The organism is Cohnella nanjingensis, from assembly GCF_014212125.1.
Classification (GTDB): domain Bacteria; phylum Bacillota; class Bacilli; order Paenibacillales; family Paenibacillaceae; genus Cohnella; species Cohnella nanjingensis.
In genome coordinates, this window is sequence record NZ_JACJVP010000006.1 from 211,207 (window position 1) to 225,744 (window position 14,538).

At 60.6% G+C, this 14,538-nt stretch carries 10 protein-coding genes; 1 reads left to right on the forward strand and 9 read right to left on the reverse strand.

All coding sequences use genetic code 11. From position 1 onward, the window contains the following. Positions 1 to 306: 306 nt before the first annotated feature. The 9 genes from rlmD to H7C19_RS05505 all read right to left on the reverse strand — a co-directional run bounded on the left by rlmD (position 307) and on the right by H7C19_RS05505 (position 13,634). A complete protein-coding gene (gene rlmD, locus H7C19_RS05465) occupies positions 307 to 1,782 on the reverse strand; it encodes a 23S rRNA (uracil(1939)-C(5))-methyltransferase RlmD (RefSeq protein WP_185141559.1) in 1,476 nt (491 codons plus the stop codon). A gap of 720 nt (positions 1,783 to 2,502) precedes the next feature. Then, positions 2,503 to 3,414, reverse strand: coding sequence for a diacylglycerol kinase (locus H7C19_RS05470; RefSeq protein ID WP_185141617.1), 912 nt, complete (start codon positions 3,412 to 3,414; stop codon positions 2,503 to 2,505). A gap of 21 nt (positions 3,415 to 3,435) precedes the next feature. After that, positions 3,436 to 4,305 carry a sirohydrochlorin chelatase gene (locus H7C19_RS05475; RefSeq protein WP_221469053.1) on the reverse strand — a complete coding sequence of 290 codons (870 nt, stop codon included), beginning with the start codon at positions 4,303 to 4,305 and terminating at the stop codon, positions 3,436 to 3,438. Between the two features lie 289 nt (positions 4,306 to 4,594). Continuing rightward, a complete protein-coding gene (locus tag H7C19_RS05480; RefSeq protein WP_185141560.1) occupies positions 4,595 to 6,196 on the reverse strand; it encodes an ABC transporter substrate-binding protein in 1,602 nt (533 codons plus the stop codon). A gap of 115 nt (positions 6,197 to 6,311) precedes the next feature. Further along, positions 6,312 to 7,250: a carbohydrate ABC transporter permease gene (locus tag H7C19_RS05485; protein ID WP_185141561.1), complete on the reverse strand. Its 939-nt coding sequence runs from the start codon at positions 7,248 to 7,250 to the stop codon at positions 6,312 to 6,314. Between the two features lie 26 nt (positions 7,251 to 7,276). Next, complete coding sequence (locus H7C19_RS05490; protein ID WP_185141562.1) at positions 7,277 to 8,263, reverse strand: ABC transporter permease; 987 nt, start codon at positions 8,261 to 8,263, stop codon at positions 7,277 to 7,279. A gap of 1,035 nt (positions 8,264 to 9,298) precedes the next feature. After that, positions 9,299 to 11,290 (reverse strand): response regulator transcription factor, encoded by a 1,992-nt coding sequence (locus tag H7C19_RS05495; RefSeq protein ID WP_185141563.1) that lies wholly within the window; start codon positions 11,288 to 11,290, stop codon positions 9,299 to 9,301. A gap of 4 nt (positions 11,291 to 11,294) precedes the next feature. Beyond that, positions 11,295 to 13,124, reverse strand: coding sequence for a histidine kinase (locus H7C19_RS05500; RefSeq protein ID WP_185141564.1), 1,830 nt, complete (start codon positions 13,122 to 13,124; stop codon positions 11,295 to 11,297). Between the two features lie 195 nt (positions 13,125 to 13,319). Further along, positions 13,320 to 13,634: a YerC/YecD family TrpR-related protein gene (locus H7C19_RS05505; RefSeq protein WP_185141565.1), complete on the reverse strand. Its 315-nt coding sequence runs from the start codon at positions 13,632 to 13,634 to the stop codon at positions 13,320 to 13,322. 243 nt (positions 13,635 to 13,877) lie between these two features. Here H7C19_RS05505 and H7C19_RS05510 point away from each other — a divergent pair, with 243 nt between their 5' ends. Further along, on the forward strand, positions 13,878 to 14,417 hold the full coding sequence (locus tag H7C19_RS05510; protein ID WP_185141566.1) for a hypothetical protein: 540 nt from the start codon (positions 13,878 to 13,880) through the stop codon (positions 14,415 to 14,417). Positions 14,418 to 14,538: the final 121 nt, after the last annotated feature.

The window sequence follows — 14,538 nt, forward strand, 5'->3', positions numbered from 1 at the left end:
GACTGGACAATTCATTACCATTCTCAAAACTACTTCCTTGGTTTCATTATCGATTAATCCTGGATGATTTTTAGTGGTAGATTCAGACGCCGTGCTCGCTTCGCTCCGCGCGGACGAACCGCTGACCTCTTCGCTGCCAGCGAAGCGCTCTCCCAGCTGAGCTAATTCCCCATACTCCGCATGTCAACACCTCAATCACGTTGAGTGTTTGAAGTCACTTTGTTTATACAAATTCGCGTAAAAAAAGAGTTCAAACGCAAACTACGCCTGAACTCCATCAGTATAGGTAAATGTGGCTTCAATAAACTATTTCCTTATAAGCGACACACAGCACTCCACATGTGTCGTATGCGGAAACATATCCACCGGCTGCACCTCGATTGTCCGGTATCCTCCGTCCTCGAGTATACGTAGGTCACGAGCTAGGGTGGAGGGATTGCAGGAGACGTAGACGATGCGTTCCGGCTTGAGCTGGAGCATCGTCTCGAGCAGGGCCGGGTCGCAGCCCTTTCGCGGCGGGTCGACGACGATAACGTCGGGTGTCACGCCTTCGGCTTGCCAGCGCGGGAGGACGACTTCGGCTGCGCCGACGGCGAATTCGGCGTTGTGGATGTCGTTCAACAATGCGTTACGCTTCGCATCTTCGATGGCTTCTGGGACGATCTCGACGCCGTAGACGCGTCGGGAGTGCCGGGCGAGGAACAGCGTGATCGTGCCGATGCCGCAATAGGCGTCGACGACGGTCTCTTCGCCGGTGAGGGTGGCGTATTGGACGGCTGAACTGTACAGTCGCTCGGTCTGGATCGGATTCACTTGGAAAAAGGAGCGAGCCGAGATCGCGAACCGAATGTCGCCGATCTCGTCGTAGATAACATCGCTGCCCCACAGGACGCGGGTCTCCTCGCCGAAGACGAGGGACGAAGCGGCCGTGTTGACGTTCTGGCAGATGCTCTCGACGCCCGGTACCTGCTCGCGGATCAGGCCGACGAGTTCATCCCGATGTGGCAGATCCCGGCCGTTTGTGATGAGGACGACCATCCGCTGGCCGGTCGCTTCGGCATGGCGGACGATGACATGGCGCAGCAGGCCGCGTCCCGTGGCACGGTCATAAGCGGAGTAGCCTAGCGACCGAGCGATCGCCTTGACGATGCGTACGGTGTCTTCGTTCTCCTGCTGCTGGATGAGGCAGGCTTCCATATCGACGATGTCGTGGCTGCCCTGCTCGTAGAAGCCGCCGACCAGCCCTCCCTCGCCCGTGCCGATCGGCACCTGGGCTTTGTTGCGGTAGCGCCACGGCTCGTCCATCCCGATGATCGGATGGACGACGACGGGCGGCCGCCCGTCCGGCGCGCTATCGCCGCCGCCCGCCGCAGCGCCGCCGTCCAGCGGCGCCACCGGCAGCTTGCCGATGCGCGCCAGATTGTCGGCGACGTGCTGCCGTTTCCACCGCAGCTGCGCCGCATAGTCCCAATGCTGCAGCTGGCAGCCGCCGCATGCATCGAAGATCGGGCACGGCGCGCCGCGGCGGTCGGGACTCGCCTCGACCAGCGCCGTCATCCGCGCCCGGCCGAACGACTTGCCGACGCTGGCCACGTCGGCGCGCACCTTGTCGCCGGGCAGCGCCTGCGATACAAAAAGGGTATAGCCGTCTACCCGGCCTACCCCTTCGCCCTCATGCGTCAACCCGACGATGTCGGTGACGATCGATTGTCCCACGTCCACCGGCAGCCCGGTCGGACGAGATGGCGCCCTGCCGGCGCCGCCGCGCTTGTTGTGGCGCATATCTTTACAACTCCGTTCATTCACTCGATGCACGCTGGATGCCGTCTCGGTTTTGTCGCGCTTTTTCCTCTACGTTGGATGCCGTCTCGGTTTTGTCACGCTTTTTCCTCAACGTTGGATGCCGTCTCGGTTTTGTCGCGCTTTTCCTCTACGTTGGATGCCGTCTCGGTTTTGTCGCGCTTCTTCCTCAACGCTGGATACCGTCTCGGTTTTGTCGCGCTTCTTCCTCTCGCGAGCCTTCCCCGTTCCACAAAAAGTTGCATTTGTACATCTAATTTCCTTATCTAGCTCTCAAAATATCCAATAAGTTGCATTCGTACATCTAATTCCGCGTTAATTCATGCCAATGGTGGAAATCGGTCAAATTAGTTGTACGTTTACAACTAATTCACGTAAATCGCCGATTTCATCCCTAAATAGATGTACTTTTGCAACTAATTACGTTCTGCCGACGAGGAGGAACGTGGTTCGGGTACCCTGATCATGTATAAACTACCATCCTACCGACGGCAACTCGCCCCCCGAACACGTCCATACTCTTGTTCACGCCCTCGTCAGCATCATCGACGCTCCTACCCGATGGTAGCTCGACCCCCCGAACTCGTCCAAACTCATGTTCACGTCCTCGTTCGCATCATAGATGCTCCTACCGATGGTAGCTCGACTCTCCGAACTCGCCCACGATCATGCTGGTTGGCTTCGTTAGCATTATCCACGACCTTACCGATGATAGCTCGACTCCCCGAACTCGTCCACGATGATGTTGATGTGCCCTTGCAGAATCGAGAACGAGCCCGCCATATCGCCGCCGTACTCGCCGTCCAGATTGAGCTGGACGCCGTCGTCGGTGAGCACCTCCAGCTTGCTCGTCTGGAACAGCGTGATATGCGAGTCGTTCACGTGCTCCCCGCGCATCGCGAGCGTCGCGATCCGGATGAACTCGGCCAGATTGCACTTGCGCATGAGCAGCACGTCGAACAGGCCGTCGCCCGTCGAGGCGTTCGGCGCCAGCTTCTCGAAGCCGGCGACCGAGTTGCTGTTCGCCACGAGGAACAGCATGTATTCGTCGTTGAATTCGCCTACCCCTTCGGCGACGATGCGCATGTTGAAGGAGCGCAGGCTGACGATCTTCTCGAAACCTCTAATATAATAGGCCAGATGTCCGATCATCGTCTTCAGCTTGCTCGGCACCTCGTACGAGAGCTGGGTGAGCGAGCCGCCGCCGGCGATGTTGATGAAGTACTTGCCGTCCGCCCGGCCGATATCCACCGGCCGCGTGTACCGCTTCACGATCAGGTCGCACGCCTGATCCCAGCGCTTCGGGATGCCATGCGCGCGGGCAAAGTCGTTGGTCGTCCCGAGCGGCAGGATGCCGAGCGCGGGCCGCCGGTCGTGCCTCGCGATGCCGTTCACCACTTCGTTCAGCGTGCCGTCGCCGCCGGCTGCGATGACGAGATCGAACCCGCGCTCCACCGCCTCGGATGCCGCTTGGACCGCGTCGCCCTCCCGCTCCGTAGCATGGCAGGACGTCTCGATGCCGCCCCGCTCCAGCTTCTGCAGGATGGCCGGCAGCCGCCTGCGCACTTCCTCCCGTCCGGATGTCGGATTATATATTAATCTCGCTCGAATCAGATTGTCCAACTTGATCCCCTCTTATCTACTATCTCCTGCTGCCCTCTTGATGTCGGCCAGTCCTTCGGACGCGCGGCGCACGATCCAGTCGCCGATCCTCGCATGCGGGAGCAGCGCTCCCTCCGCATAGACGCAGTCCAGCCCGGCCAGCCGCCTCGGGATGGCCTCGGACGTGAAGTACCCTTCGCTCAGAAAAACAGGCACCGCGATCACCCGCGCCCCCGGCCGTCGCGCACGAAGCAGGCCGACGCGCGCCGCCACCTCGTCCGGGCGCAGCATCGCCGTCTCTGCATCCCCATAGCCGCCGCGCGACATCAGCTCCGACACGAGGCTCTCCAGCTCCGCGCGCCAAGCCTCGTGGAACCACGGCTCGTCGCTGCCATGACCGATCAGCAGCAGCGCATCCGCGATCCCCGGATCGCCAGCTCCCCCGCCGCCCTCAGCCTCCGAGGCATCCGCTCTCTCTACCCCCGCGAGCTTGTCGAGCAGCGCGTCCGCGATCTCCGGATCGCCGCCGATCGGCCTGCCGTACGAGAGGCGCGCGCGTACCGCGATCCGCTCCAGATCGGTCTCGCGGCGCGGCGTCTCGTAGGCGCCCAGCGCCCAGCCGATCTCGTCGACGTGCGTGCTGCCGCTGGAGACGAACAGCGGCACGGCGACGATATCCGTCACGCCTAGCGCCTCCAGCGCGTTCACGCCGTCCTGGATGAGACGTCCTTCTACCAGTTCCAGATAGGCGGCCACGACCGGCACCGGCTCCGTCAGCCCGAGACCCGCTAGACTCGCAGGTTCGTTTAAGCGCTCTCGCGTGGCATCCACCGTCCGGTCGACCCGCGCGACCCAATCCGGCTCCCGCGAACCGTGGCCGATGACCATTATGCCGGGCTTCATGATGGGCGCCTCCTTGCTTCTTGCCTTGCCATAGCACGAGATGAATGTATGTACCGTACGCCTACTGCTTCACTATCCATGCTAGCGAATCGTCATCGCAATGTCAACGAGACCGCCCCGCGCCGCCGCTCCCCGAAGCCCCTTGTTCGCAGCTTTGTCAAGACTTCTCGCGACAGGGGGCAAGCGCCCGATTTCCGGCCCTCCCCTCCTCCCCGATCACGTCAGAAACCGCCAAGCGCATCTCGCTTGGCGGTCTCTCATCTTCTCTATTTCTCATGCATTCCCGGATTTATTTGCCCAAGAACGCGTTCAACTGCTTCTGCTTCTCGGCGATGACGTCGTCGAGACCGTTGGCCTTCAGCTTCTTGTAGTATTCGTCCGCCTTGGACGGATCGATGGAGCCCGTGTCGAGACCCGGATCGTACTGCTTGCGGATGTTGTTCTCGACGGACACTTGCGATTTAACCGGCTCCGTGTTGAACGTGAAGCCCAGCGCCGGGGAGTTGTGCGCGTCCGTGTTGAACGCCTTGAACTGCTCCCATTTGTCCGGCGCTTCCGTGTTCCAGACGTAGTTCAAGAACTGGCTGCCGAGCATCCAAGCCGCGCCGATGCTGTAGTTGCCGGTGTTGGCGGTCGGGGTGATGATCTCGCCTTCGCGGGTATAGTGATCGCCTTCGATCCCGAAGTTGATCAGGTTGTTCAGCTGCTTGTCGGAGTGCAGCAGGTTGATGAACATCATCGCGCGCTCCGGATCGCCGGACGTCGAGGAGATGCCCAGCATCGAGCCGGCCGTGTCGCTCGTCGCGACCGTACGGGCGGTCATGGCGACTTGGCCCAGCTTGCCGGCCAGACCCGTCGCGTTCGCGAGCTCGGCGTCTTTACCCGGCTTCAGCGGAGACGGCACCATGAAGACATTGCCTTTCTTCAGCGCGTCGTTCACGCCCAGCTGCGTCGTAGCGGCATCCTTATTAATGTAGCCTTTTTTGAAAAAGTCGCGGGTGATATTCAGCGTTTCCTTGTAGCGCGGTTGGTCGTAACGGGCTTTGACCGTCGAGTCTTCGCCGTCCTTCATGATGACGCCGTCGATCGTGCTGTCGCCCAGGTAGTCGTACTTGGCGAAGTAGTGCGCGTTGAAGTTCTCGCCGTCACGCATGAAGATCGGGATCATGTCCGGCTTCTTCGCCTTGACTTCGGCCAGGATCGGCTCGAGGTCGGCGATCGACTTCACGGCTTTGATCCGGTCGGTCAGACCGAGCTCGTCGGCGATGTCCGTACGGTAGATGATACCGCCTTGCTCGGCCAGCTCTTTGTTCGCGGGTACGCCGTAGTTGAAGCCGTCGATCTTGGCGCCCTTCAGGAACGCTTCGGGCAGCGTGGACAGAATATCCTGGCCGTATTTCTCCAGCAGGTTGCCGTATTTGCCGCTCGGATCGTTCAGCTTCAGGAAGGCGCCCTTGGCGACGTTCGCCGAGTGGCCGTTCCATGACGCCGTGAAGATGATATCCATCGGATCGCGGGAAGCGATCGCGAGGTTCATCTTGTTGTCCCATTGGCCCCAGTCGATGAAGTTGATGTCGAGCGTGGCGTTGATCTTCTCCTTCAGGAGCTTATTGATCTCCGTCTCGACCTTCACTTCGTCCTTCGGCGGCGTGCCCGGCAGGAAAAGCGTAAGCTTGTAGTCCTTGAGATCCGACGCGGAGGAAGAGGGCGATGCCGATTCGGATGCGCTGCTGGATGGCGACGCGGATGCCGACTCGCTGGCAGAGGGCGAAGCGGATGCCGACGGCGATGCGTTGCCGCCGTTGTTGTTGTTGCCGCCGCAGCCGGCGAGTACGGTGGCCAGCGCCGCCAGGGCTAGCGCGGACTTGCCGAATTTGCTCTTGCTGAGCATGGGTGTTGCCTCCCTTTTCTGAGGTAAAAGTCATATATGCTCGAACCGGCCGGTAACCGGTAGAAGCCTAGCTCATCGCGGGCGGCTGAAGCCGGATGCCCCGCATTCGGTCCGATCAGCCCTTGACGGCGCCGACGGTCAAGCCTTGGATGAAGTACCGCTGGAAGAACGGGTAGATGAAGATGATCGGCCCGATCCCGACGACGGCCATCGCCATCCGCGCGGTCTCGCTCGGCATCTGGAAGTTCGGATTCGCCTGCATGATCGCCGAGTAGGCCTGCGAGTTGGAACTGAGATACGCGATGTCGAGCAGCGTCTTGTACATCCGGAACTGGATGCTCATCGGACCGTCCGGCGAGATGAACAGCAGGCTCAGGAACCAGTCGTTCCAGTAGTTCAGCGTGCTGAGCAGGCCGACGGAGGCGAGCACCGGGAGCGACAGCGGCAGCACGATCTGGAAGAACGTCCGCAGCTCGCCGGCGCCGTCGATCTTGGCCGACTCCATCAGGGCCGGCGGGATCGAGTTCGAGAAGAACGTGCGGATCAGGATGACGAAGAAGCCTTGGACGAACAGCGGCAGCATCAGGACGAGCAGCGTATTCTGCAGGTGAAGCCCTTGCTTGTAGACCAAGTAGAACGGAACGAGTCCGCTGTTGAACAGGATCGTGAAGAAGATAATGAACGAGAACACGTTGCGGTGCTTGAAGTCTCTGCGCGAGATCGGGTAGGCGTACAGCGTCATGATCGTCAGCGACACGATGGTGCCGATGACGGTGACGAAGATCGAGACGCCGTAGGACTCGACGATCGGCTTCCAGTCGGAGAGCAGGAAGTCGTAGGCGCCGAGGCTGAACTTCTCCGGCCAGAGCTTGTAGCCGTTGAGCGAGACGGCTCGCTCGTCGGAGAACGAGACGGCCACGACCAAGATCAGCGGCAGGACGCACAGAATGCTATACACCCAGAAGAAAACGTTGATCGCCGTATTGGCGCCGCTCGAGATCTCGTTGGCGGCGAAGCGTTTCTTTTTGACGGCTGGTGCGGTTGCGGTAGTCATGGGAGATCCTCCTTCGGGATGTCGGTTTAGAACAGGGCGTCGTCTCGGCTGATGCGGCGGACGATGAGGTTCGCGGTGAGCACCAGGATGAATCCGATGACGGCTTGGTACAGCCCTGCTGCCGAGGACATTCCGATATCGCCCGTGACCATGAAGCCTTGGTAGACATACGTATCAATGACTAGCGTCGTATCGTACAGCGCGCCCGCGTTGCGGGTCACCTGGAAGAACAAGCCGAAGTCCGCGTAGAAAATCCGGCCGATCTGCAGCAGCGTCATGATGATGAGGACGGGACGGATGAGCGGGATCGTGATGCTCCACACTTGCTTCCACTTGGTGGCGCCGTCCATATGCGCCGCTTCGTAATATTCGTTGTCGATGCCGATGATCGCCGCGAGATAGATGACGGCGTAGTAGCCGATGCCCTTCCACGTGTTCACGAGCGGCAGGATGATCGGCCACCACTTCGGATCCGAGAACCAGTCGATCGGCTGCGCGCCGAACCAGGGTAGGATGAACTTGTTCAAGATCCCGATGTCCGGATTTAGGAACGCGTACACGAGGTACGAGAGGATGATCATCGACAGGAAGTACGGCAGGAACATGAGCGTCTGATGCAGCTTGGCGAGCCGGCGGTTGCGCATGGCGTTGAACATGAGCGCGAAGGCGACGCCGACGATCAGGTTCAGGACGATGAATACGGCGTTGTACAAGATGGTGTTGCGCGTGATGTTCCAAGCGTCGCTGCTGGTGAACATGTACTTGAAGTTGTCCCAGCCCACCCAGGGGCTGTCCATGAAGTTCTGGAAGAAGCTCGGCGAGGCATACGTCATGTTCTTGAACGCGATGAGGCTGCCCACCATCGGGATGTAGTTATTGACGATCAGTACGACGAGCGCCGGCGCCATCATGAGGTAGAAGATCCCGTACTTCTGCCAGTAGCTCTGATTCAGCGTTTTCGTCTTCTTGCGCGAGTTCGGTCGTTCCACCGCCGCTTGCGTGGCTTGTTCCATCTCCATCACAATCCTTTGTCTTTATCTCTAAGATCCGGGTGTGATGTCATTGTACAGGGAGACGACGAGGCCCATCTATCTACTGGGGTGACTCACATAGCACAATTGTGACATTGCGGCGCTTCGGTTCCGACCGCGCGGTCGAGATCGGGAATAGGCGCTCGCTTCGACGGCCAGCCGCGGCTTTCAAACGTTTTCTCTTTCCGGCAAAAAAAGGACGGCCAAGCCGTCCCCCACTTCATCTTCATCGCGCGCGTATAGCCGTCCGCAACCTCTATGCGATCGATACTTCTCTTTTAACCACTTCATCGTCATCGTGCGCGCGTATAGCCTTCTTCGGTTGCTCTCTGGCTCTCCGGCTATCCGATACTTAGGTTCACCGGCACTCAGGTTCTTCGACACTTTGTATCTCCAACACTCAGTTTCTCCGACACTCAGTTTCTCCGGTTCTCCGACTATCCGGCTTTGCGGCTCTCTAGCTTTCCGGCACTCTAACTCTCCAGCTCTCCGGCACTCAGGTTCTTCGGCTATCCGGTTTTGCAGCTTTGCGGCACTCCAGCTCTCCGACTCCCTGCCTCTCCGGCTTGATTAGTTGTATTTGTGCAACTTATTTCGACGTTTTAGCCCCAATACGAGGAATAAGTTGCATTTGTACATCTTATTTGGGGCGATTCCTCCGAATTGCGGCTTTTCCTCCGAATAAGTTGTACGTTTGCAACTTATCTGCGCATTGACCGGCTTTTGCCCCGAATATGTTGTACTTTTACAACTTATCGGAGTTGGCGAGCGACGAAGACTCCGCCAATCAGCCGCATGACCGCCGTCTCCAACACTTTCTCTTCTTCCACGTCACTCTGCCGCTAGCTATCCCACCGCCAGCCGCACTCGCGTGCACTCCCGCCGACCGCCGCCAGGAGCCTGCCGCACTCGCGCACACTCCCGCCGCCCGCCGCCAGGAGCCTGCCGCACTCTCACGGTCCCGCCGCACTCGCATACTACTCATCTTGCCTATGCCATCCCCCGCTTCACGTGCGCCTACACCGCTTGATGCTTTTTGCGGTACTCCTGCGGCGTCAGGCCGGTGACCTTCTTGAACAGCTTCGCAAAATAGGAGAAATGAAGATAGCCGAGCCCTTCGGCGATGTTGCTGATCTTGTCGTTCGTGTCCGTGAGGAGCCTCTTCGCGCGCTCGATCTTCGCCTGCGCGATGTAGTCGGTGAGCGACAGTCCCGTCTCCTTGCGGAACAGCCGCGACAGGTAAGCCGGATTCCGGTAGACGGAGTGTGCGATATCGTCGCGGCTGAGGTCCTTGTGCAGGTTGTCCTGGATGAACGCCTGAATCTTCCCGATGACGGCGGATGCATCCCGTTGGCGGTCCTGCAGGGCGAGGGCGGATTTGTGCACCAGCTTCGACGCCCACGCCTGCATGAGCTGCGGCGAACGGATGCCTTGCCCTTCCCCCAGCTCCTGGGGGGTGAGCATATCGCCCACCGGCACGCCCTGGCGGAATGCCGTCTGGTAGAGCATATGTACGAACCCATGGTAGAACAGCTCGAGATTCTCCCGGCTCGCCCCTTCGCGCTGGAACCGCAGCAGCGTCGCTTCGACCGCCTGCAGCAGCTCGTCCGTGCTCGCGCTGTCCAGCAGGATGCCCCACTCGACGAACGGCGGCAGCAGCTGCCCTCCGCTCCCCGCGCTTCCCGATATGACGTCCGGCGCCTCGTTCGCGTCGATGACCGTCTGCGTCGACGAGACGTTGGCCCGCTCCAACTGCGCGAGCCCCTCCAAGCCGTCGGCCAATTGGACGATAGGGAGCGCATCGCCGACATAGCAGGAGACCCGACAGTGGAAATAGTCGTTGCAGGCCTGCACGTACGCCCGGCACCGCGCAAGCAGCGCCGAACGGTCGGAGAACGGACCGCCGGCGCCGTTCGTACGTCCCCTGGGACTCAGACCCGTTTCGACACCTTCGCCTGCAGCCTCGCTAGCTCCGCGGCCTTTGTCTGCCCCCAGGCTCTCGCTCGTTCCGCGCACATAGTATTCGCTTGCAACCTCGCTAGTTCCGCTCACGCCGCCTCCGTCTACATACAGCAGCACGACGCTCTGCTCGTTGCGGTCCTGCAGCACCGCGCCTGCGCCCTGCTCGCCCACGATGATCTCCTCCGCCGCTTTGCGCAGCGCATACTCCATGATGCTCTCGTCCCGCGCGTCCATCTCCACGTCCCACTGCTCGACGCTGAGCAGCACCGGCAGCACGCGCCCTTCCGCCGACAGCGGCATGTCGTACATCGCGAACTCGCGGTTCAGCCGCTCCGCCGACATCGGGAGCCGCCCGGCCAGCGCTTCCTGCCAGAACTTCTCGACCAGGACAGGCAGTTGGTTCGTCCATTGGCGCCGGTACTTGCCCAGCGTCTCTTCGAACGCTTGCTGCTCCTGGCGCCGCTCGAGCTCTTGAACCGCGCGGCGGACGATCTCCTTGAGTACGTCGTGATCGACGGGCTTCAGCACGTAGTCGAAGCAGCCGTAGTGCAGCGCTTCCTGCGCGTATTCGAATCTAGCGTGCCCGGTCAGGAAGATCGTGAGCGTCCCCGGCGACCGCTCCCGGATATATCGCAGCAGCTCGATCCCGTTCGCGCCCGGCATCTCGATGTCGGAGATGACCAGATCCACCTTGCCCTCCTCCAGCAGCTTCTGCGCCTCGGGCACGTTCTCCGCCTCGAGGATCGTTCCGATGGGCAGGTCGTTCCACTCGATTCCTTGGGTGATGCCCTTCAACGCGTAGATCTCATCGTCCACGACCAGCATCGTCAGCATGCGTATCTCCTCCTTGGCCCCGGTCCAACCGCCGCGCCATTTCTCTTTGCGTCCGCACTGCCCTCGCAGCCACTCGTCCCCCCGCACCTCGCTCATCTGCCATCGCCTCACGCCGACCGATCCGCTCCCTCGCCGCACCTCGCTCATCTGCCATCGCCTCACGCCGACCGATCCGCTCCCGCGCCGCCTCGCCGCGCCTCGCTCATCCGCCATCGCCTCACGCCGACCGCCCCGTTCCCTCGCCCGGCTCGCCTGACGCCTCCGCCTCCTCGGCCTCGATCGCGCGCAGCCGCGCGAACGGCAGGCGGATCGTCACCACGGCGCCGCCCGCCGGCGCGTTGCCGAACGAGATGCCGCCGTCGTCGCCGTACAGCATCTTGAACCGCCGGAGGATGTTCCAGATGCCCAGATGCTGCTCCCCGGTGCCCGCCGCATGCCTCCCGTTCTCGAGGTTCGCCAGCAGCTCCGGCTCGAAGCCCGGACCGTCGTCCGCCACGGTCAGCAGCAAGTAGCGGTCCGGCGCCTCCGGATCCTCCTCCGTCGCGATGACGATCGTGAACATCATGCCGTTCGGCACGCGCTTGTTGAAGCCGTGGATGACCGCGTTCTCGACGAAGGGCTGCACCATGAGCGGGGACAATCCCCACCCCGCATGCTGCGGCAGCACGCGGATCTCGTAATCGAGCTTCGAGACGTATCGAACCTTCTGAATCTCGAGATAATGCTCGATATGCTTGATCTCGTCCTCCAGCCGCACCGTCGCGCGGTGGCTCTGCATCAGGAAGCGGAAGTAGTCGGCCAGATGCAGAGACAGCTTCTGCACGGACTTGAAGTCCTTGAGCGCCGCCAGGTTGTAGATGATGTTCAGGCTGTTCATGTAGAAGTGCGGGTTGATCTGCACCTGCAGATGCTTGTACTCCGCCCGCTGCACCCGCAGCTGTTCCTCGTAGACGTCGATCTTGAGCTTCTCGATCTGCTCGGCCATGTTGTTGAACGTGCCCGACATGAAGGCGAACTCGCTGCTCTGGTCCGTCGGCAGCCGGATGTCGAAGCGCCCCTGTCCCAGCTTGCGCATGCCCCGGATGAGATCGACGAGCGGCTTGAACATGATGCGCTGCAGGAACACGAGGTAGAGCGACAGCAGGATCGCGACCAGGAGCGGTATCCAGTAATAGAGCACCTTTTGGAAGAAAGGCAGGTTCTGCAGGATATAATCCTCCCGCATGACGATCGCGTAGATGACATTCGCCTTCTCGGCCTGACGAACGAGGACGAGGTAGGAGCGCCCTCCCTGCTTCACGATGCCGTAGGAGCCGGACTGCTTCACGATGGCCTGCCGGAAAAGGGGATCCGTCATCAGCGGCGAAGCCGTATCCGTCAGCACCTCCCCGGACGAATCGAGCAGGAACGAACCGCCCTCGTCGCCGACGTCGAAGCCTTCCAATCCGCGCAGCAGGCTACCGGTCCGCACCAGTACGCCCGCGAAGGCGCCGAGGCCCAGATCGTGCGTGCGCAGCAGATAGTTGCCGCCCGTGCCTCCGCTGTTCACGGTCATCGAGATCCAGTGGGTATCGTCTTCGTCGAGCAGGCCGTTGCTCTGCAGATGCTGCCTGGACCATTGGAGCAGCACGTCCCGTTTGTCCGAGTAAGTGGAGTTATCCTGGGTGACGAAGTACATGTCGTCTTCCTTGCGGTCGTAGATGAACAAGGTGTCCTTGCGGTTGTAGATGCCGCTCGAGTCGAGCATGAATTGGTTCATGAGGCGAATCTTCGCCAGCGTATAGTCGCTGTCGCCGCTGCGCAGCGCCTGAATGATCGGAATGTCGGGATTGTGATCCAGCCGGATCAGATAGGAAGTGTATTCCTCCAGCACCTTGTCGTTCTCGCTGACGTTCAAGGACAAGAGGTTGTTGTAGTGCGAAGAGATCTGCTGCCGGACGACGTTCATGGCGTACAGATTGTTGTAGATGAGGAACAAGACCATCGGCGCGATAATCAGGAAAAAACCGAATACGATCTTGAAGCGTACGGACTGCCATACACGCATGCGAGTCTCTCCTCGGTCCCTGGTACGAACGGATCATTTTCTATTAGCATACTTGCAGCCGCAGGTTCAGGCAACCATATTTGAGCGTTGAAGCGTATGCTATATGCCCCCTCTCTGCAAATTAAAAAGCAGCCTACCGCGGACGGTTAGACTGCTGGGTTCATGCCAAGCTTCGTGCGGAACGGCGGCGAGAAGTCAGTCCGCTTCCGGTTCCTTGCCGAACCGGCCGAGCCGGTCGAGCGTCATCTTGTAGCCGTCGTTGCCGTAATTCAGGCACCGCTTCACTCGGGAGATCGTCGCCGTACTGGCGCCCGTCTCTGCTTCGATCTGGTTGTAGGTTTGTCCTTTGCCCAGCATCCGCGCCACTTCTAGCCGCTGCGACAGCGATTGAATCTCGTTGACCGTACACAGATCGTCGAAGAAAATGTAACATTCCTCCACCGACTTCAGTGTCAGAATCGCTTCGAACAATTGGTCGATCGACTTGTCATTCAGCTTCTTCAGCTGCATCTAATAGGCACCTCGGTTCATAACTTGTAAAGCCATCTCTTCCATTGTACTGCGTTTCATATAGCACTTCAAGCATTAGCGTATTCACGCTTCACAGAGGTAAAATCGAAAAATGGGCGGGCAGGCGTCCATTCGGATCGGACCCGTGATACATACCCTATAGCATCGAACGCCGGCTTAGGCACGCCATGCCCGAAGGGATGGGCAGGCGCCGGCGATTCTCAAGCCGAAGGGTGTGACAACATGAACGAACCGCATTCTCCGTATACGCGCAACTTCAATGCCGGCTTCGGAGGTCCGGCCGGCGGCGGAGGTCCGGCCGGCTTTGGAGGCCCGGCCGGCTTCGGGGGTCCGGCCGGCGGCGGTTTCCCCGGAATCTCCGAGCCCATCTCAGGTCCGCCCGCCTTGTTCGGGCCCGCGCAGGGCGTTACCCAGGTCTTGCCCGCGCAGGCCGCGGCGCCGGCGAAGGGCGGCCTGTCCAGCCTGCTCAACTTCAAGAATCTGAACGAAGTGAAGGGCTTGATCGACCGGATGGGCGGACTGGACGGCATCCTCTCGAATATCGGCAAGATCCAGAAGGTGATGTCCTCCGTCCAGCAGGTAGCGCCACTCATCAAGCTCTTCTTGAAAAAGGGCAAAAAAGATGACGACGAAGAGGAAGCCGTCTACCGCCCGAGGCGCCGCAGACGCCGCCGCACCGCACCCCGTCGGCGGTCGGCTTACTCGAATCGCCCCCGGCGTTCGGGCTCCCGCCGTGCGGGCCCCCGCCGCGCCAAACGCTAAGCGCCGCCGCTTCTAACCGCGCCGACATCACAGGGCTTGCCCAGCCGGGCGGCCTTGTGGGGCCGGGCCGCTCATGCAGGGCAGCCCCGCAGGCTCCGAGCCTGAAGGCGCTGCCTTTTTT